Annotated in this window: 16 protein-coding genes, 2 tRNA genes and 1 pseudogene; all 19 read right to left on the minus strand. The window is 44.7% G+C overall.

Going from position 1 to position 20,786, the window contains the following annotated elements; genetic code table 11:
- Positions 1-54: 54 nt before the first annotated feature.
- The gene (gene lysA / locus BQ2633_RS00635) at positions 55-1,194 is read right to left on the minus strand and encodes a diaminopimelate decarboxylase (protein ID WP_075564544.1); all 1,140 of its coding nucleotides are present in this window, start codon (positions 1,192-1,194) and stop codon (positions 55-57) included.
- Positions 1,195-1,332: 138 nt separating this feature from the next.
- A complete protein-coding gene (locus BQ2633_RS00640) occupies positions 1,333-2,646 on the minus strand; it encodes an aspartate kinase (RefSeq protein WP_075564545.1) in 1,314 nt (437 codons plus the stop codon).
- 142 nt (positions 2,647-2,788) lie between these two features.
- Positions 2,789-3,475 (minus strand): cell division ATP-binding protein FtsE, encoded by a 687-nt coding sequence (locus BQ2633_RS00645; protein WP_075564546.1) that lies wholly within the window; start codon positions 3,473-3,475, stop codon positions 2,789-2,791.
- A 352-nt stretch (positions 3,476-3,827) separates the two neighbouring features.
- Positions 3,828-3,901 (minus strand) — tRNA-Thr (locus BQ2633_RS00650).
- A gap of 465 nt (positions 3,902-4,366) precedes the next feature.
- The gene (gene pyrF, locus BQ2633_RS00655) at positions 4,367-5,194 is read right to left on the minus strand and encodes an orotidine-5'-phosphate decarboxylase (RefSeq protein WP_075564547.1); all 828 of its coding nucleotides are present in this window, start codon (positions 5,192-5,194) and stop codon (positions 4,367-4,369) included.
- Between the two features lie 206 nt (positions 5,195-5,400).
- Positions 5,401-5,475: transfer RNA gene (locus BQ2633_RS00660), tRNA-Arg, on the minus strand.
- A 90-nt stretch (positions 5,476-5,565) separates the two neighbouring features.
- Positions 5,566-6,756 (minus strand): class I SAM-dependent rRNA methyltransferase, encoded by a 1,191-nt coding sequence (locus tag BQ2633_RS00665; RefSeq protein ID WP_075564548.1) that lies wholly within the window; start codon positions 6,754-6,756, stop codon positions 5,566-5,568.
- An 18-nt stretch (positions 6,757-6,774) separates the two neighbouring features.
- The gene (locus tag BQ2633_RS00670; protein ID WP_075567115.1) at positions 6,775-7,392 is read right to left on the minus strand and encodes a 3'-5' exonuclease; all 618 of its coding nucleotides are present in this window, start codon (positions 7,390-7,392) and stop codon (positions 6,775-6,777) included.
- 31 nt (positions 7,393-7,423) lie between these two features.
- Positions 7,424-7,939, minus strand: a complete 516-nt coding sequence (locus tag BQ2633_RS00675; protein ID WP_075564549.1) for a DUF5063 domain-containing protein — start codon at positions 7,937-7,939, stop codon at positions 7,424-7,426.
- A 47-nt stretch (positions 7,940-7,986) separates the two neighbouring features.
- Entirely contained in the window at positions 7,987-8,928 is a 942-nt protein-coding gene (locus BQ2633_RS00680; RefSeq protein ID WP_075564550.1) for a hypothetical protein, read from the minus strand.
- A gap of 3 nt (positions 8,929-8,931) precedes the next feature.
- A complete protein-coding gene (locus BQ2633_RS00685; protein WP_176720068.1) occupies positions 8,932-11,007 on the minus strand; it encodes an alpha amylase C-terminal domain-containing protein in 2,076 nt (691 codons plus the stop codon).
- Positions 11,008-11,162: 155 nt separating this feature from the next.
- Complete coding sequence (locus BQ2633_RS00690) at positions 11,163-12,287, minus strand: MORN repeat-containing protein (RefSeq protein ID WP_075564551.1); 1,125 nt, start codon at positions 12,285-12,287, stop codon at positions 11,163-11,165.
- Between the two features lie 94 nt (positions 12,288-12,381).
- Positions 12,382-13,146 carry a 3-deoxy-manno-octulosonate cytidylyltransferase gene (gene kdsB / locus BQ2633_RS00695; RefSeq protein ID WP_075564552.1) on the minus strand — a complete coding sequence of 255 codons (765 nt, stop codon included), beginning with the start codon at positions 13,144-13,146 and terminating at the stop codon, positions 12,382-12,384.
- 85 nt (positions 13,147-13,231) lie between these two features.
- Positions 13,232-15,631, minus strand: a complete 2,400-nt coding sequence (locus tag BQ2633_RS00700; protein ID WP_075564553.1) for a transglycosylase domain-containing protein — start codon at positions 15,629-15,631, stop codon at positions 13,232-13,234.
- A 213-nt stretch (positions 15,632-15,844) separates the two neighbouring features.
- The gene (locus BQ2633_RS00705; protein ID WP_075564554.1) at positions 15,845-16,777 is read right to left on the minus strand and encodes a ribose-phosphate pyrophosphokinase; all 933 of its coding nucleotides are present in this window, start codon (positions 16,775-16,777) and stop codon (positions 15,845-15,847) included.
- A gap of 161 nt (positions 16,778-16,938) precedes the next feature.
- Complete coding sequence (locus tag BQ2633_RS00710) at positions 16,939-17,547, minus strand: thiamine phosphate synthase (RefSeq protein ID WP_075564555.1); 609 nt, start codon at positions 17,545-17,547, stop codon at positions 16,939-16,941.
- Positions 17,548-17,973: 426 nt separating this feature from the next.
- Complete coding sequence (locus tag BQ2633_RS00715; RefSeq protein ID WP_075564556.1) at positions 17,974-18,225, minus strand: type B 50S ribosomal protein L31; 252 nt, start codon at positions 18,223-18,225, stop codon at positions 17,974-17,976.
- Positions 18,226-18,664: 439 nt separating this feature from the next.
- Complete coding sequence (locus BQ2633_RS11540; RefSeq protein ID WP_346048681.1) at positions 18,665-19,684, minus strand: AMP-binding protein; 1,020 nt, start codon at positions 19,682-19,684, stop codon at positions 18,665-18,667.
- Positions 19,661-20,749, minus strand: a pseudogene (locus tag BQ2633_RS11545) (o-succinylbenzoate synthase); the annotation flags it as partial. The pseudogene BQ2633_RS11545 and the gene BQ2633_RS11540, both read right to left, overlap by 24 nt.
- Positions 20,750-20,786: the final 37 nt, after the last annotated feature.

Genomic DNA, 20,786 nt, shown 5'->3' on the forward strand with positions numbered 1-20,786 from the left:
TGAACCTTAGAGAAGATAGAAGCGATGAGGGATAAGCAAAGAGGGAACAGGAGATTATTCGGCAATGTGCCCTGGTAAGCGGCGGCAGTTGTATTGAGAAGCCATAATTTCACCATAAGCACCTGCAGAACGGAATGCTAGGAGGTCGCCTCGCTTAGGAGTGGGTAACTTGTAGTCGCTAGCAAAAACATCACTGCTTTCGCAGATGGGTCCCACCACGTCAAACTGTGCTTGAGGAGCTTCGGGGTGTGAGAGATTGTCAATTTGATGGAGGCTGCCATACATAGCAGGGCGCACTAAGTCAGTCATGCCAGCATCTACGATGACAAAGCGCTTCGCGTGGCCTTCTTTGACATAGAGAACGCGTGAGATGAGACTGCCGCATTGGGCAACAATGGAGCGTCCTAATTCAAAATGTACGGATTGTCCTTCGCGCAATTGGAGTTTTTGCTTGAAAATAGTAAAATAGGCTGCAAAATTGGGAATCGAATCGGCATCTGGTTGTTCGTAATTCACACCAAGACCGCCTCCCACATTGAGAGTTGGCACTGTAATGCCTGCTTCTTCGAGTTGCACTTGGAGTTCATTGATGCGAGTGCACAATTCGCTGAAAGGAGTAAGGTCAGTGATTTGGCTTCCGATATGGAAATGTAGCCCCACAAATTCGATATTGGACAACGCTTGTGCTCTGCGAATGGCTGGAATGGTATCGTCGATTGCTAGACCAAACTTGTTTTCGTTGAGTCCTGTAGTGATTTTAGCATGGGTGCGAGCATCCACGTTGGGATTGATGCGGAAAGCCACCTTTGCCACTTTCTTCTGGGCAGTTGCCAGCTCGTTGATGATCTCCAGTTCGGGGAGACTTTCGACGTTGAAGCACTGGATGTCTAATTCGAGGGCACGATTGATTTCCCAATCTGCTTTGCCAACTCCTGCAAAAACAATGTTGCTTGCATCAAAACCGTGTTGGTGTGCTACTTCTACTTCGCCACCACTGACGCAGTCAGCGCCAAGGCCGTGCTGTGAAATTGTGCGTAAAACCTCTGGCGCTACGCAGGCTTTGAGTGCATAATGCACATGAAAGTGAGGGGTATCGGCTGTAGCAGCTGTGATGGCTTCGAGTGTTTGACGAAGAAGAGGGAGGTTATAATAGTAGAATGGAGTTTCGCGCTGGGCAAAGCGGGATATATTCATTGGGTGGCAAGTATAAAACGTCGGAAAACTCTGCGGACTTTTAATAAAGGTGGGAGCCTAGAAAGGCATTTGTCCTTGAGAGCAACAGATTGCTCAGAAGGACAAATGTAGATTCTCTATATGAGATATTGAAGTGCCCTAGAAAAGGTGCTTTTGGAGGGCTTGAAGTGCGGCTTGTTTGTGCTCCATGCTCACAAGGAAGGAGATGTTGTGATCGGAACCACCATAACTAATCATGCGCACAGGGACGTTCTTTAGGGCAAGCGTGGCGTCACTCTCAAAACCGCGGTTAGTCCAGCGCAAGTCGCCGACTACGCAAACAATGCACATGTCTTCATCTACCACGACGGTACCCACTTCCTTGAGTTCGTCTACGATGGATGCCAAGTGACTGGTGTTGTCGATGCTGAGAGATACACCCACCTCACTGGTGGTAATCATGTCGATGCTCGTTTTGTATTTGTCAAATACGTTGAAGACTTTGCACATAAATCCTGTTGCCAAAAGCATTCGGGAACTAACAATCTTGATAACTGTGATATTGTCCTTTGCAGCTACAGCTTTGATACGACCTTCCTCGCAGTCATTGTTGATAAGTGTTCCAGGAGCTTGGGGATCCAAAGTGTTCTTCAGGCGAACGGGCACTCCTGCATAACGAGCTGGTTGCACGCAGGTGGGGTGAAGAATCTTTGCACCAAAGTAGGCAAGTTCTGCTGCTTCCTCAAAGTTGAGTTGACGCACAGGGGTAGTGCCTTCAACAAAGCGAGGGTCGTTGTTGTGCATACCATCGATATCGGTCCAAATCTGAATTTCGTTGGCACGAATGGCAGCACCAATGAGGGATGCTGTGTAGTCAGAACCGCCACGTTGGAGGTTGTCGATTTGACCATCGGCATTACGACAGATGAATCCTTGCGTGATATAGATGTCGTAGTCGGGATTCTTGTCAAGAAGATAAGCCAAGCGCTCGCGGATGTAAGGGAGGTCGGGCTCACCATTGACATCTAGACGCATATAATCAAGCGCGGGAAGGAGAATGGCTTTAACACCGCATTCCTTCAAGTACTCAGTCACCATGTTGGTGCTCATGATTTCGCCCTGCGCCAAAATCGCCTTTTCGTCAGCTTCACTGAATTCACGTGTGCGGAATTCGTGGAGTTGCAAGAATAGGTTGTCGAGTCGCTCGCGTACCTTGGTGGCTGTCTCCTCTTTGCTATAGAGTAGGGGGAGATGTTGCTTATAAAGGTTGTGAAGTCTATTGACCATGTTGCTTGCGCCTTCAGGGTTTCCTTTGCGCAAATAGTCGGCAATCTCGACAAGGCTATTGGTGGTGCCGCTCATCGCTGAGAGAACCACAATCTTGGGCTCACCATCTTCTGTTATGAGTCGAGACACTTCTTTCATTCTTTCGGGCGAACCAACGGAGGTTCCGCCAAATTTGTAGACTTTCATATTGAGAAGCAATATCTTTTGTGGAGCTGTATGATGGATATCTGATGAATAGAGTTGAGAAAGAGGGCGGGTAAGATCTAGATGAAGCACAAAATGAAGATTCCGTGCTGAGTTTACTGTAGTTGCCTGTGCTCTTTGAATTCTATTTCTCGGAAGTAACGAACTGTTTGGTCACATTGATGAGGTGACCTTCTGCACATTGGTACACTGTGCCTGGGTAGGCTGTGAGGTAGGAACGATTATGTGTCACTATAACTACAGCGGTATTTTCGTTGGTAAGGGAACGAAGAAGTTCGAGAATGCGTTGTCCTGTCTCCATGTCGAGGTTGCCTGTTGGCTCATCTGCCAAGATTAGAGCTGGCTTGTTGAGAATGGCGCGAGCGATGGCGACGCGTTGCTGTTCACCTCCCGAGAGTTCGTGGGGGAAATTGTTGATTTTATGTGACAGTTCAACTTGGTCAAGCACTTCGCGAATGCGTGATTCTCTTTCTGACTTTACTTTCCAGCCTGTAGCACTAAGCACAAAGTCGAGGTTTTGCCCGACTGTGCGGTGTTGCAAAAGAGAAAAGTCTTGAAACACGATGCCAAGATGACGGCGCAACTCTGGGAGATGCTTGTTGCGAAGTTGGAGTAAATCGAAGTCTAAGACCTTAGCTTCTCCCTCTTCTACGTAGCACTCGGCATAAAGTGCACGAAGAAGCGAGCTTTTACCGCTTCCTACGCGACCAATAACGTAGACAAACTCGCCATTGTTGACATGAAAATCTACATTTTCAAGTATCTTTCGGTCGTCAATACTGATGTTTGCGCCTTTAATATCGATGAGCATAGAAGATAAATATCAAGAGGGTGAATGTGCGATGGACTTTCCTTCTGGTAATCCCGAAAGATTGCCCAACGAGAATGGGGACATCTCGAAATTCGCTTTGACTGCAAAAATACTCTTTTTTTTTGAGATATCGTGTTTTTATCCTAGATTATCTACCGTTTGCTGTGATTTGCTGATTTTTGTGGGCGAGTATGACTGGGATTCAGAGAGGGGGTAGGTTGAAGAAGAACATGGGGATAGAGCACTATGCGACGTGAAGGTCGGGTGTAGGGGGGGCGTGTTGTAGGAGTAGAGTGATATTAAAGTTACAATAAAAAAAAGACATCCAGCAATTTTGCTGGATGTCTTGGTGAGCCTCTTGTCGGATTCGAACCAACGACCCCGAGATTACAAATCACGTGCTCTGGCCAACTGAGCTAAAGAGGCGGGTGGGAAAGCTAACCACATCGCGCTGCTACAACTAACTACCTTTGCTGCGATCAAGCCCTGGAGGATTTGAAAGGAGCTAGCCGTGTAGCACTTTCCCGTGTGGTGCATTCCTTATCGGTTTGCGATTGCAAAGGAACAACATTTTCTTCAAACCTCCAAATGTTTTGGCGTTTTTTTTTCGAGAAAAGTGCATTTTTCTTTGTTTTTCCCCTTAAAATGGGGAGTTTTTAGGCGAAAATAGTCTGAAAAAGTAGTTTTAGAGCGAGAATGTCGTCTAAATTTCTGGTGGATGTTTAGGTGAAAATAGGAAGTTGTTCCAGAGATTTTTTTCTGATTTTTCTTCCATGAGGTCACTTTGGGGGGAGTCGTGAAGTGAACTTTGGGTAGAAGTGAAAAGAAAATCTTCCCTTATTGGAAGAAAAATCCAACAAGGGAAAATCGGAAAAGATATCAAATGTGCGATTAGAATTGTGCTTTTGCCAAGATGTTCGCCATTTGTTGTTGTACTTCTTGTGCTGCGTGTCTTGCAGCTTGAGCGAATTGTTCGCTACTATCGGCATAGATGATGGCTCGGCTGGAGTTCACCAACAAACCACAGTCTTTATTCATACCATATTGGCATACGTCTTCTAAAGAACCTCCTTGGGCACCTACACCAGGAACTAGGAGGAAATGCTCTGGAACAATGCGGCGAATGTCCTCAAAAAGCTTACCTTGAGTGGCACCTACTACGTACATTAGTTGATCGGCATTACCCCATTGTTGACTGGTACGAAGCACTTTTTCAAAAAGACGTTCGCCATGCTCGTCAGTGGTGAGTTGGAAATCGTGGCTACCTTTGTTGGAAGTGAGGGCTAAAAGAATGACCCATTTGCCTTCATATTGCAGGAAAGGAGTCACTGAGTCTTCACCCATATAAGGAGCCACCGTGAGAGAGTCTACTCCAGTTTCTTCAAAGAAGCAACGTGCATACATGGCAGAGGTGTTGCCTATGTCACCACGTTTGGCATCTGCAATAATGAATTGGTCGGGGTAGTGGGTTTTGATGTAATTGATAGTTTTGTCAAAAGCTTTCCAACCTTCGAGACCGAAGCATTCGTAGAAAGCCAAATTGGGCTTGTAAGCTACGCAATAAGGTGCAGTGGCATCAATGATGGCTTTGTTGAATGCAAAGATAGGATCTTCCTCTTGCAAGAGGTGTTGAGGAATCTTTTTGAGGTCGGTGTCTAGACCTACGCAGAGAAAGCTCTGCTTGCGACGAATGTTGTCAATGAGTTCTTGGCGTGTCATGATGACTTGGGAGTTATGTTCTGCTGCAAAGGTACACAAAATTTTGCGGTTTAGCACTTGTCTTTAGCAGAGAATCCACGGAAAAGACGAAAATGAGCAGAAGGTGAGGGAATGTGTAGGATGCTTTGGCACTATGAAGGTTGCTTGTCTTGTTTAGGTGGCATATAAAAAGAGGAAAGCATTAGAATTTCTAATGCTTTCCTCAGTGATTCCGTTGGGGTTCGAACCCAAGACCCACAGCTTAGAAGGCTGTTGCTCTAATCCAACTGAGCTACGGAACCTCAGGAGCAAGTCACTAATAATGATAGGTAACTTGATTTCGGCTGCAAAGTTAGTGATTTTCTATGGTTTGAACAAATCTTGCCTCGTTTTTATTCTACATATAGTACCAAACCTTTGAGATATTCTCCTTCGGGGTGGTAGATGTTGATGGGGTGGTCAGCTGGTTGGTGAAGCTGATGCAAGATGCGTACGTGGCGTTTGCTTTGAGCTGCAGCTGTGAAGACGGCTAGACGGAACTGGTCTTTGTTGACTGCTTGAGAACAAGAAAAAGTAAAGACGATGCCTCCAGGACGAATTTTTGCAAATGCTGCTGCATTAAGGCGCGTATAGCCCTTCAAGGCATTGCGAAGAGCGTCTTTGTGCTTAGCAAAGGCGGGAGGGTCAAGAACGATGAGGTCATAGTCGCTGCCTGCTCGTTGGAGATATTTGAAAGCATCTTCGGCAAAGGCGTCGTGACGTGCATCGTTGGGGAAGTTGAGTTCGATGTTTTGACGTGTAAGTTCGATAGCTTTGGCACTTACATCTACGCTGTGCACGAGATTGGCTGCTCCACGCATAGCATATACTGAGAATCCGCCCGTGTAGCAGAACATGTTGAGCACATTTCTCCCACGGCTATAGTGCTCTAATAGGGCACGATTGTCTCGTTGATCGATAAAGAAACCTGTTTTTTGCCCGTGAAGCCAGTCGATGTGAAATTTAAGTCCGTTTTCAAGGGCGATATTTTCGGAAGTCTCTCCACGCAGAAAACCATTTTCTTGACCGAGCTCGGCTTTATAGGGAAGGGTAGTCTCGCTCTTGTAGTAAACATTGCGCACTTGACCTTCCGTGGCTTCGATAAGTGCGTCAGCAATGATTTCACGACACACGTGCATACCTACAGAATGGGCTTGCATCACTGCGGTTTCTCCAAATACGTCGATGATTAGTCCGGGTAGTTGATCGCCTTCTCCGTGAACTAGACGATAGATACTATGTTCCTTGCCTCGATTGGTGTATCCCAAGGCAGTACGCATGCGAAAAGCTTGACGCAGTCGAGAGGTCCAAAAGGTTTCATCTATGTTTACTTCCTCAAAGCTAAGGATGCGTACTGCGATTGAGCCAATTTGATAGTGTCCAAGTGCAATGAACGCTCCCTCGTGATCTACCACGCGAACGATTTCTCCTTCTTCAATGTGTTGGTTACGGGGATGAGTACCTTGGATTGCCCCAGAGAAAATCCAAGGGTGGAAACGTTTGATGCTTTCTGCTTTACCTCTGCGTAGTTGTATGGTTATCATTGAGCGAATGTTTGGAGATTAGGAGACTGAAATAAGTTTGTACTGCTGATTGCTGGTGAGTTCTTGCATTTTAGCGTAAAGCAATAGACAGGCACTAGCATCGGTGGCAGCATAAATGCGTTGTTTTTCATCGAGAGCATCCGCTTCCCAGTTGGAAAGCTGGGCATTCTTAGAAATGCGCTGGCGAAAGAAGTTGGCAAAGAGCTTAGCTAAGCTCATGTCTTCAATACCCATTTGCGAAGCCATCTGTTGCAAGTCGATGAAATGCTTGGGGGTAAATCCTGGATGACGTTGCGTCAACTGGTGGGTGTCGTCTTTAAGCGATAATCCCACCTTGGCAATTTGAGCATCTTCTAATAGGTTGACAAGACTTTCAGGAAATCCCATGTAGTTGAGACGGAAAAGAAAACAAATGTCGGAAGTTGCAATCTGGATTAACGCAACTTTATGTTGTTGCCCCCGACGAAAAGAAGGACGTGTTTCGGTGTCGATGCCAACTATTTTTTGTGTACGTAGATAGGCAACCGCGCGGTTGGCTTCGCTTTCGCTTTGCACCACGATAATACGCCCGCCAAATGTATAGCGAGGGAGGGTGGAAATAAGTTTCTTATCGGTACGAACAAAAAGTTCTTGCATGATTTTTGAAATAATGATTGTGCTGCTAGCACTAAAGTTCATCGGTTTGACCAGACGCGATGAGTTCATGAATGGCGCGCGTGGCTCCTAAAAGTTGTTGACCCCAACGAAGTTTGAAATCTTCGAGACAATCGAATAGGGCAACTTCCATGGCTTCGTCAATTTCACTGCGGAAAGTTTCTACCATATTGCGCAGTGCTTGGTAAACATCTGCCAGACTTTCGCTAACGGTGCAGACTACAGGGGCGTCTGAGTAGCGAAAACTTTCCACAAAAACGTCCAGATAGTCGTCTGCATCACGCATGATTGCGGCTATTTGCGTGCGGACATATTCGTAGTCTTCCTCTGTGACTACTGAATCTACGTAGCCGATACCTTCTTCTACCTCTTCTACCATAGAGGCTTTGAGGTATATCATGGGAAGTAGGCGCTGCATAACGCTTACAAATTCGCTGCGTTCGCTGCCTGCGCATTGTTCAACTTGTTTACAAAACTCTGTGGCGATGGTGACAAAATCGAGAACATCGCGGCGGTAGATATGATCCATTTGTGGTGGTTTTGAAAGTGCGTGAAAAAATGAGCTGCTAAAACTACTTATTGATGAGGTATCTCATAGAAAAAGTAGTACCAATAGGTGTTGCCGTAGAAGAAACCCATCTTATTTTTCTCGGCTATACTGTAAGTTTCTTGGGCAGCAGGTGGATATTGAAGACGCAGTTTGCGCTGTTGTTCTAGGAAGTCTCTGTAGTTAGCTTCGGTAGCATCGTCAGCATAATTGAGGATAGGATGCGTATTTAGGCGCATATATAGCAGCAATGCTTGACGATAGTAAAGCGGAATTTGAGAGACCTTCAACTGTTGAGTGAAGTGACTTGGCAGTGTCTTGGCAAAAAGGGGCAAATTACCATCAAGAAGAGCGGAAATGTGTCGCGGTTCTGGGTGTATGTGAGTTGTTTTTGACGAATAATTCAAACCGCCTTGGCTGACTGGAGTAGAAAGTTGTTGTAAAGATGCTCGTCTTTGTCGAATACTATAGTAGTGCTGCGGTTTTGAAAAGAGGAAATTGCCTAAACTATCGTTGGTGGCAAGGGCTTGGATACGTAGCGATTGTAAGTTTGCCGTTGTAAATGGATAATTACGTCCCACTTCAAAAGCTTTATCTCTCAGACCTATGGAGAGAAGACGCGCTGTTTGATGCTCTAAAGTCTTTAATTCATCCGAAGGAACTATAATCCCAATGAGAAAGAAGGATAGAAATATAGCAGCAAACTGACGTAAAGTATCTCCTATGCGAGCTATCCATTGCCAGTATTCGTTTGTGACAATGAGAATAGGGAGAATAACGAATGTTGTAAGGCTACCAATAGATTGGGGATGGGCTAGAAGATGCTGGGTGGTTAGCGCAGGAAAATATCGCATGCTTAGGATGAGCAAATCCTCTGCATGCAACACAGCTGTGAAGTGGAAGATAAACACTCCGAAGAGTGCATATTGGATAATACGCACTCTTCGGTTGTAAGTAAATAAAGACTTCATGAGTTATTTCTTGCGAAGCACCACTGCGGAACGCGCTGGAATGTAGAGTTGTAACCAGCCTTTACCGTCAGCTTCCAAGATTGGGTCATCATTGGTGAAGTGAGTGATGGTGTCGTCTGTGAGACCATAGCCACCGAAATCGGGGTTGTCTGTATTAAGTACCACAGAGTAAGCTCCTTTTTTCACCATGAAACCGTAATCCGTATAGGAGGTGGTAGGGGAGAAGTTGAAGACGAATAGGAGATCGCCACGTTGGAATGCTAGAATCTGGTCGCCATCGTTGTGCCAAATTTCAATAACTGGTAATTTCTGGATGTTGCGTTCCGATTTGAGGGTGCTAAGCATAGCCTTGTCAAAATCGCCTAAGAAGTGATAGCACAATTCTTTGTCATCCACCAAATGCCATTGGCGACGTGCATATTTATGGCTCCATCCGTTGCCTTCTCGGGGGAAATCAATCCATTCAGGATGTCCAAATTCATTACCCATAAAGTTAAGATAACCGCCATTAATAGTAGAAGCTGTTACCAAACGAATCATTTTGTGTAGGGCAATGCCACGAGTAGCACGATCGTTTTCGTCTCCCTTGCGGAAATGCCAATACATATCGGCATCAATCAGGCGGAAGATAATTGTTTTATCGCCTACAAGGGCTTGGTCGTGGCTCTCTGTATATGAGATATTATGTTCGTCTGCTCGACGATTGGTCAATTCCCAGAATATGGAGGATGGCTTCCAATCTTCATCCTTGAGTTCTTTAATGGTTTTAATCCAATAGTCAGGGATGTTCATTGCCATACGGTAGTCAAAACCATAGCCTCCATCCTTGAAGGGTAGGGCAAGGCCAGGCATACCGCTTACTTCTTCTGCAATGGTAATTGCGTTAGGATTAACCTGGTGAATCACTTCATTTGCCAAAGTCAAATAGCAAATAGCATTGTCGTCTTGACGTCCATTAAAATAGTCACCATAACCTCCGAAAGATTCTCCTAAACCATGACTATAATAAAGCATAGAAGTTACTCCGTCGAATCGGAAACCATCAAATTGGAACTCTTCGAGCCAGTAGCGACAGTTGGAGAGAAGGAAGTGTAAAACCTCGTTTTTACCATAGTCGAAACAGAGAGAATCCCAAGCTGGATGTTCACGTCTATCGCCTGTATAGAAGTATTGGTGCGGATCTCCAGCAAAATTGCCAAGACCTTCTACTTCGTTCTTTACTGCATGGCTATGCACTAAGTCCATGATGACTGCAATGCCGTGCTGGTGGGCTTCGTCAATGAGCTGTTTTAACTCTTCAGGAGTTCCACAGCGGGAAGAAGCAGCAAAGAAATTGGAGATATGGTAGCCAAAAGACCCGTAATAAGGATGCTCTTGTATCGCCATTATTTGGATACAATTGTACCCATCAGCGATGATGCGGGGAAGAATGTTTTCACGAAACTCGTTATATGTGCCCACCTTCTCGGCATCTTGTGCCATACCAATGTGGCATTCGTAGATAAGAAGGGGATTTCTGTTGGGCTTGAAATTTATTTTCTTGAAAACATAGGGATTAGCAGGCGCCCAAACTTGTGCTGAAAAAATCTTTGTTTGTTCGTCTTGCACCACACGTGTGGCATAAGAAGGAATGCGTTCGCCTTTTCCTCCTTCCCAATATACATGAAGTTTGTAAAGGTCTCCGTGGTGGATGGATTTCGCAGGGAGTTTAATCTCCCAGTTTCCATTTTCTCCTACACGCGTGAGTTCATATTCTGAAGACTCTTCCCAGTTGTTGAAATCACCTACAAGGAAAATCTGGGTTGCATTAGGTGCCCATTCGCGGAATATCCATTGTTTGCCTGAGCGATGAAGTCCGAAGAAGTGGTGACCCATTGCAAACTCTGCCAAACTCTGTTGGCTTTGTGTAAGCTCCTCTATTTTTGTAAGAGCGTGTTGATGTCTTCCGACGATAGCTTCCTGATAAGGAACAAGCCATTCGTCGTTCTTCACAATCTTAGGAAGGGGCATTTTCTTGCTCGCTTCCTTTTTGCTAACCGCAGCCTTGGTTGGGGCTGGCTTTTTAGAGGTAGCTTTCATATTAGATACGCGTTGTTGTAGGATAGGCTTATAGTAGAAACTGCAACGGAAGGGGCTTCTGTTGTTTGCATAACACTAGAATGGTCCATGCAAATTGTTTTCTTATATCTAATGAAGTGGATAGAAGAAATATTAAAAAGCCCAATAACAATCTGTTATTTGCGGAATGTTTCCGTTCTTCTTCCGTGGTTATATGAACCTGCTGCTATTTTATTGCCGTTTTTGTCATATTCCGTAAAGTTGCCATGGCGCTCTCCTCGGTCATAACTTCCTTCAAATCGAGTACCATCTGCGGTAATCTCAATGCAGGAGCCATGCTTTTGGTTATCTTTGAACTGTCCTTTATAGCGTTCACCTTGCGCGGTGTGGAGCACACCTTCCCCGTCCATCATGCCGTTTTTCCAAGTACCATCGTAGTTGTCGCCTGCTTTAGTCTTGTACACGCCTCTGCCATCAGGTTTATCAGCTTTCCATTGTCCCGTGTAGGTGGCTTTACCTTTCCAAATGTAGGTGCCTTGTCCACTTTGTTCGCCATTGAGGAAACGTCCAGTGTATTTGTCACCATTGGCAAAATTGGTTACACCTTCGCCTGTGCGTTCGCCATTTTGATATTGACCTTCGTAAACATCACCATTTTTGAACCGATATATGCCTTTTCCGTGTTGGTTATCGTCTTTCCAATCACCGACATACATGTCTCCATCAGCGTAAAAATAGGTGCCGAATCCATTGCGTTGGTTGTTAAACCAATTGCCTTCGTATTTTGTGCCATCAAACCAATCAAAAGAACCTTTTCCTTGTTTTTTATCATTGACCCAATGACCCTTGTAAGAAGCACCACTTACATATGTGTAGGTGCCTTCACCATTACGTTTGTCGTCTTTCCAATCGCCTGAATAAACGTCGCCATTGTAATAGTACATCGTGCCTTTTCCTTCTTTGTAGTCACGATACCAAAGTCCGTCGTAGCGATTGTTATTGATGTAATAATATACTCCTCGGCCATGTTGTTCGTTGTTGAACCATTGACCTTCGTACTTTTCTCCTGATTTCAGGGTCAGAATGCCGTATCCTTGGCGCTTTCCTTTGACAAAGTCCCCTTCGTATATATCACCATTTCCCATAATGAGACGCCCTTTTCCATTAGGAACGTTTTTGGTAGCATCGCCGACATAGTCTCCATCCTTCCAACGGAAAGATTTTACCGACAAACCATCATCTGCACTGGCTGACAATGCAAAGAAAGCTGCGGCAAGGGTGGTGAAAATAAATTTACGCATAGAGAAAAAGATTGAGAGAATCTTAAACACTTGAGGAAAAACCTCGGTGGTTATATGCGCAAAGATAGCTTTTCTTCTTGACACTACAAAGTTTTCATTTGTTTTTTTGTGCTTGTTGTACCAAGAAATCAGCTGCTAGTTGCAAGTCTTCAGGAGTATCTATACCGATTGTTTCAATATCTGTTTTACCCACTCGGATACAATATCCGTTTTCTAACCAACGAAGTTGTTCCAAACTCTCAGCTTGCTCTAGAATTCCTGGAGATAATTGTGTAATCTCACTAAGTACAGAGCGGCTATAAGCATATAAACCGATATGCTTGTAGAAGGTGTGGTGTGTAAGCCATTCCTTTTCATCTACTCCTCGGAGATATGGAATAACAGAACGGGAGAAATAGAGGGCACATTGTTGTTGGTTCAGCACCACTTTGGGAGAATTGGGATTCTTCAAGGCTTCAATTCCCATGTCGGCTGTGAAGGGTTTTACCAATGTAGCGATGTCTGTATTGGGGTGTTCAAAGCATTGACACAATGCTTCGATTTGTGCTGCAGCAATGAAGGGTTCATCTCCTTGTACATTGACCACAACATCAGCTGCAATCCCTGATTTCTGAACCGCTTCTTCGCAACGATCAGTCCCACTACGATGATGAGTTGAAGTCATGATATACTTACCTCCAAATTTCTCTACAGCTTGTGCTATTCTTTCGTCATCAGTTGCTACGAATGTGTCGGAGATAACTTTCGAAACTCGCTCATATACATGCTGTATAATGGGTTTTCCTGCAAGAATCGCTAAAGGTTTTGCGGGAAAGCGTGTCGAAGCGTATCGAGCAGGGATAATAGCGATGAATTTCATAAACAAACGATTAAGAGAGATGTGAGAATTTCTTGAAAATATGAGAATGTATTCGATTAATTATCGCTCATTGGGTGCAACTTCTTTATCGAAATACATTATCCCCTCCATTATTCTTTTCTTTTTCTTTATTAGTTGTAGCTGCTTTGGGCTGTTGGATGTTGCCTTCGCTTGTGGGGGAGTCTTTCTTCTTTGAAGGCTCAGTTTCTGTCTGGGATGGTGTTTGTGAACTATTGGAGTTATCAGTATAGAACTCTGCTTTGGGGTCGTATCCTAGTGCCTTGTCCCGATAAACTTTCGTCATATAGAAGGCCCAAATTGGTAGAGCGGTTGAGGCTCCTTGTCCCATAGCAGTGGAGTTGAAGTGAATGTCGCGATCCTCTCCACCTACCCAGCAGACTGTAACGAGATCTGGAACGCAACCCACAAACCATCCGTCTGAGTTGTTGTTGGTTGTACCAGTTTTACCGGCTATTGGTCCTGTCAAGTTGTATTTGAATCTCAAACGCTTGGCAGTGCCTTGGTCTACTACAGCTCGCATCATGTCGATAATATATCGACTTGATTGTTCTGTTACGACTTCTGTCATGCGAGGAGTGAATTCTGCAATTACATTTCCCTCGCTATCTTCAATTTTGCTCACAAGAATAGGAGCGCATCTCAGGCCGCTATTCACAAAAGCTGTGTATGCAGAGGCCATTTCGCTTACTGTAACGTCACAAGGCCCTAAACATAAGGCCATAGAAGGGTGAATGTCTGGGTTGGCAATTCCAAAACTATGCAACAAGCGAACGAGGCGGTTACCACTTTGATCCACTTGATTCATGAGATTTGCGGTAGCCCAGTTGCTAGATTGCGATAATCCCCATTTAAGAGATACCATCTGCCCCGCACGTGAGTGGTTGGCGTTGCGTGGAGTCCAAGAAGCACCTGCCACGCGATATGTACGCTGACCATTAGAAACCAGACTTTCAGGCGTGTATCCATCTTCCATTGCAAGGGCAAAGACAAAAGGTTTCATTGTCGAACCGATTTGTCGACGACCTACCATTGCCATATCATATTGGAATTGCGAATAACGTAGACCTCCTACGTAGGCTTTCACGTAACCGTTATGCGGGTCAATGGAAACAAGGCCAGAACGAAGGAATGATTTGTAGTAGCGAATAGAATCCATGGGCGACATGACGGTGTCAACGTCTCCATGATAGCTATATACCGTCATCGGTATTTTGGTCTTAAATGCAGATTCTATCTCATCCTCGCTTGCTCCTGCTTGTTTCATCATACGATAACGATCACTCTGTCGCATGGCACGATTGAAAATCTGCTTTATTTGATTTGCGCTCAGATTATTAGAGTAGGGGAAGTTGGGGAAAGAACTTCGTTTCTTGTTAAATTCAGGCTGTAAACCAAACGCAACATGATTGAACACTGATGATTCTGCGTAGCTCTGCATTCTAGAATCGATAGTGGTATATACCTTTAGTCCATCGGTATATAGGTCATAATTACTACCATCACGTTTCTTGTTTTTCTTGCACCAGCCATATAGTGGGTCAGTCTCCCAGGAGAGCGAGTCGGTGTAGAATTGTTGCAACTGCCATTCTCTGTAGTTCTCGCGTTTGGGTTTGTCTGCCATTAAGATTTGACGAAGATATTCGCGAAGGTATGCTGCTTTTCCCTCTTTGTGGTCGATGCGATGGAAATTAAGTGTGATAGGTTCCGCACTTAATTGGGCGCAACTATCCGCACTTAAGTAGCCTGCTTTAACCATTTGTCCAAGCACTACATTGCGACGTTGGCGACAACGCTCCAAGTCTCGCACTGGATTGAAGTAAGAAGGATTTTTGCACATACCAATGAGCGTAGCTGCCTCATTGATAGACAAGTTATAAGCCGATTTTCCGAAGTAAACGTTGGCGGCTGTTTTGATTCCCACAGCGTTGTGTAGGAAGTCGAAGTAGTTGAGATACAAGGTGATTATCTCTTCTTTGGTATAGTAACGCTCTATTTCTACTGCAATCACCCATTCGATGGGCTTTTGCAATAAGCGTTCTATTGTAGTTTTAGCGGTGGCAGAATATAATTGCTTTGCTAGCTGTTGTGTAATGGTTGAACCACCTCCGGCATTATGTTGCCCCATAATTCCGCGTTTAATTACGGCGCGCCCTAAAGCTTTGGCGTCAACACCCGAGTGTTCATAGAATCGCTCGTCTTCTGTGGCTACAAGCGCTTTGATGAGATGTGGAGAAATGCTGTCCTGGGCAACGAAAACACGATTTTCTTTGCGCGACCATGTACCTAGAAGTACACTGTCTGAGGTAAATGCTTGCGATGCAAATTTGTTGATAGGACTTTGGATTTGCTCCAAGTCGGGCATATAACCTATCCACCCGCGTTCAATTCCAACGAAAGCGAGTGAAGTAAGCAGTAAACCGCTAATGAGTAATGTCCAAAGCGTAAGTATGAATTTGCGACGCATAGTCGAAACTTTTATTTATAGGATGGATGAATCTTAGCTACAATATTCTAAGATAAAGACCTTTAAACTAAATGATTTCGGTGGAACTCTCTACCGCTACCATTGAGATGAGAGAAGAATAAAGCAATACTTTAGAAAAGTATGCTGAAAGCCTCTGTTTCAATTGAGTGCTGTACAAAGTTCCACCGAAATTCTTGTGGTGATTAGAAAGAATTAGATGAGATATTGGCTGCTAATGCTTTCATTTTCGAGGACGCGACGAATAGTCTCTGCAAAGAGAGGTCCTACACTGAGTTGCTTCACCTTAGAAGAAGTGCCATTGTAGGGGATGGAATCGGTAAATACGATTTCTTCCAATGCACTAGCTTCTACGCGTTCATCAGCGGGGCCAGACATAATGCAGTGAGATGCCATTGCGCGTACAGAGTTTGCACCTTTAGATTTGAGCAAGTCTGCTGCCTTAGTAATGGTACCTGCTGTATCGACCATGTCGTCAACAAGAACTACGTCCATGCCAGCTACGTCGCCAATTACTTCCATTGAGTCTACCTCATTGGCGCGTTTACGAGTCTTATTGCAGATTACGATGGGGCAATCCAAGTACTTAGCGTAGGTGCTAGCACGCTTTGAACCACCAACATCAGGAGTTGCGATACAAATGTTTTTGAGGTTAAGGCTCTTTACGTAGGGGAGCAAAATGGTTGATGCGAACAAATGGTCTACAGGAACTTCAAAGAAGCCTTGTTCTTGGTCTGCATGGAGATCCATTGTCATGATGCGGTCGATACCAGCAACGCTAAGCATGTTGGCAACGAGCTTTGCGGCAATAGAAACGCGGGGCTTGCTCTTGCGGTCTTGTCTAGCCCATCCGTAGTAAGGCACTACGGCTTGGATAGAGCGTGCTGAAGCACGTTTTGCAGCATCAACCATGAGGAGCAACTCCATGAGATTGTCAGTGGAGGGGAAAGTGCTTTGCACGAGGAAAACATCGCATCCGCGGATAGATTCTTCGTAGCAAACCTCAAATTCGCCATCGGCAAAGTAGGTGATACTTACATTGCCAAGTGAGCAACCAAGGTTTTCGCAAATTTTCTCGGCCAAGTAGCGCGATTTAGTGCCCGAGAAGACTTTCATTTTACTGTTCATTACGTTGTGAGTGTGTATTGGTTTGGAATGAATTGGGTCGATGAAGAAAAGGTGTACTTTAGCTTCTTTGTTGTGCTTGAGATACGTGTTCTAAATGAACTTTAGAGGCAACTTAGAATTGCCTTTCTGGCGTATCTATAATGAACTCGTGGGATATTCGATTAGTCCACAATTTTACGAAGCTTTCGAAAGTGGTGAATCACTTCTTTGTAGTCGCTGCTTGTATGGATGTTAAATCTATTCCAAATATCGCCTAGGATAACAAAACCACCGAAACCTAGGTCTTTCAGTTCTGGGATATTGTTTAGGCCGATACCACCAAAGGCCATCACTTTTTTGTTGATGACCTTCTTTTGTGCCATTTGGCGAAGCATTTGTAGGGAGAAAGTGGGATTGAGATTATCTTGGTCTAAAGCGTCAAAGAGTGGTCCCAATAGCATATAGTCGCAAAAGCTAGCGCAATTGCTGAGTTCTTGTGTGTTATGACAAGAACAAGAAATATGTCCTTTGTAGTTTTGCGTCACCTCTGTGTTACGGTTGCTCAGGTGAATACCTTTGAGTCCATATTCCTGCTTGAGGTAGAAGTGATCATGCACCACAATCTTCTTTCGATATCCATCGGGGATGAGTGAAAGAATACGTTCGGAATAAACCGGTTCGGAGTTCGGTTTGCGTAGGTGAAGCGTATCAAGTCCTTCGTCGAAGAGAGCAGTTAGAATTTGGTGCTCTTCCACGAAAAATTCGGGACGCGTCATCAAAATAAGTTTCATTATCGCGAAATGAATAGGTGAGGGTGCTGAAAACTTGTGGTTCTAATCCTAAATGCGCGTGGAGGAGTTGCACTCTAATTGTCGCATCTTTAGGACTAATCCTCTGCAAAGATAGCAAAAAACATTGACTACATAGCAAGCTCTATAGGAAAAAGACCATAACACATGCTTAAGCGTTGAGAGTATGTTCTTAGTACACTGTAAAATGACGTATGCAGTTAGCATTTTTGAGGAATAGACTATACAAGGACTCGAAAATATTAGTGTACTCAAAGTCGGGAAGGATGGAGTGAACGAAGGTGATGGTTTTATTTCTTTGAGAAGATAGAAAGAGAAGTTCAATGAGTATAGAACATATTTCAAATAAAATACCCCACACTTCAATCTGAAGTGTGGGGAGTTGATATGACTTGGCGTCCGTGAGTCTTATTTGCGGCTCTTGCCGTAGCGGCTCATGAACTTATCTACGCGACCAGCAGTGTCGACGAGCTTAGACTTACCTGTGTAGAAGGGGTGAGAAGTTGAAGAGATTTCAAGCTTCACGAGAGGGTAAGTTTCACCTTCGAATTCGATAGTGTCTGAAGTCTTGCAAGTAGAGCGAGACAAGAACATATCGCCATTTGACATGTCTTTGAAGACTACGGGACGATAGTTTTCGGGATGCAAATCCTTTTTCATTGTGGTTAGGAGTTTGTTGTTCGTTTATTAGTAAATAAACATGGAATTGTCCTGAATGCCACCGAGCGAACACGGCTACAATTCATTGGATGATGAACAAAACCATGTGGCATTTCCATTCGGAATTATGCCGAAGTTGGTCTAAATCGGTGCAAAGATACGATATTTCAGAGAGTTGACCAAATGTCTATGCCATATATTCCTCGCATTCAAAGAAAAAAACAGTAAATCTGGGAAAAACTCTGACTTATTTTGGGAAAGTATATGACATTTTTCAACTTGTCCCAGAGATTATGAGGAAAACTCTGACGATTTTGATTGAACCTTTGAATCTCTCTGCAAGATTATCTAAGGGGTATGATTAGAACTCTGTTTTTATACCATGGTCCTGCGTCAATGCCTTCAATATCGGTTTACCTCTTAAGAGGAGTGTTGGTGATTATGGTAGGGATAACGCTTTTAGAGCTATTTCTTTGGCAACAGCACGAGCTGGTTTGCCTGTCTTTGTGTGTGGAAGACTATTTACACCAACAAAATGACGAGGTTGTTCGTGCTTGGTGAGCACCTTTTGACAGTGCTCTTTGACGTGTTGTTCGTCGTATGTGGAGAGGTATAAGCAGACCAAGGCTTCTCCGAGAGTTTCATCTGGGACCGAGGTAAGAAGAAGTCCTTTTTCCTCAGCTTGCAACTTGGTCTCAAGTACTTCCAGATGCAGTTTTAGTCCTCCCGAGCAGACTACGTTGTCCCGTCGTCCTAGAATGCGAAATTGTCCGACAGCATTTATTTCTGCTAAGTCGTTGGTCGTGAGCCTGGAGTTGTTGGTTGTCGGATCTGAAATTATCAAGCACCCCTCTGTGTTGAGTGTCACCTGCACACCAGCTAATGGCGTGTACCAAACAGAACGATGCGCACCATTGATGCGGCGAAGAGCAATATGAGAGAGCGTCTCCGTCATTCCATACGTACTATAGACACTGCCCTTGCAGGATTGAAGGTTCTCTTCTAGAGTCTGGCTAACACTGCCTCCTCCGAGAATGACACAGCCGGTGGATGCTAAAAGTCTTTTTTCCTTGGGGACTTCAAGGGTTGCTGCTGCTTGTAGTGGAGTTAAGGCTACAAATTGCGGAGCACCTGTAAGATGCTCATAAGGGTGCAAACTAGGAACGGCTGTAATCAGGCGTAAGTCACCGACTAGTGCGCGAACGACCATCATTTTTCCAGCTACATATTGAAGAGGAAGGCAGAGAAGGGCGGTAGCTCCAGGAGTGATGTGTAAAGTGTCAAGGGTGCGTTGGGCACTAGCACGCATGGCACTTTTAGTGGCTTGCATCACTTTAGGCTTGCCCGTGCTGCCACTCGTTTGTAATTCTACGACATCTTTGGTGCTATCATTCCATTCCTCGGTGAAGGTGCGGAGTTCTTGCAGAAAAAAACGCTCTTTCTCTGTGCCATTCCACAGCTCATCTCCTTTGATTTCTAAAGAAATAGCCGTATAATTATCTGTAAAGAGCTGACCAGTGCCCAGTCCTTGTGGCATCAATTCTCCATCTTGCTTAGTTTGGTCTTGCTGTCTGCGTGCTGTCCAATGCGCAATCGCATTTAAGCCTACGTTGCTCTCAAGTGCTGAGGTAGCCCAGTGGGCAATTCCCCGTGCATCAGCTAGTTCTTCCCATTCCTCCGCCCCTGAAAATCCCCCATGTAAGGAGGGTTTCAATATGATGTAGTGGGGACGAATTGTGTCCAGCAGACGTTCTTTAGCTTGCCTTGTATGAACCCCTATAAGTTCTTCGTCTAAGGCTATGGGAATTGGGCTTTTGCGACAGAGTTCAGCCATTGTCTCCCATTGACCTGCGCGAATGGGTTGCTCAATGCTATGAATGTCGAACGCTGCAAGTTGTTGTAGCTTCTCCATAGCTTCACTAGGAGAAAAGGCTCCATTGGCATCGAGTCGAAGTTCTACCTCGGCTTTTGAATATTGTTGTCGCAAGATACGCAAAAGATTCAGTTCTGCAGCAAAGTCAATAGCGCCGATTTTTATTTTCACGCACCGATAACCAGTCGACAATTTGCTTTCCATGCGCGTCATCATCTCTTCTGCGTTGCCCATCCACACAAGACCGTTAATGGAAATTCCTTTTTCTCCACGAGCAAATGGGGTAGAGGAAAGTTGAAAAGGATTACCATTTTGGGCGCAAGAACGAAGGGAAAGTTCTGCAGTCTCCAAACCCATCAAAATGGAGGGATAGATTTGTAAAAACTCGCGAGGTAGTTGTCCTGATTTTTCCCATAATTGACAGGCTTCTGCAAGAATCTCAACATAATTAGGAACATCATCGCAACTCAGCTGGGGAAGTGGGGCACACTCTCCAATGCCATAAATGGTGCGTCCGCAATAACGTGCGCGTGCTTCTACATACCAAACTTTGCGCTCGTGATAAACACCGCGAGAAGTCCCTGCAGGTTGGAGGAAATGCAAGGACTTCTCGGAATAAGTTGTTGTAAGTTGCTCGAAATCGTGCGACATAAGATGACGATTTACAAAAGTGTTTCAGTAGAAGAGG

This window comes from Ihuprevotella massiliensis (assembly GCA_900095835.1).
In the GTDB taxonomy this organism is placed as follows: Bacteria; Bacteroidota; Bacteroidia; order Bacteroidales; family Bacteroidaceae; genus Alloprevotella; species Alloprevotella massiliensis.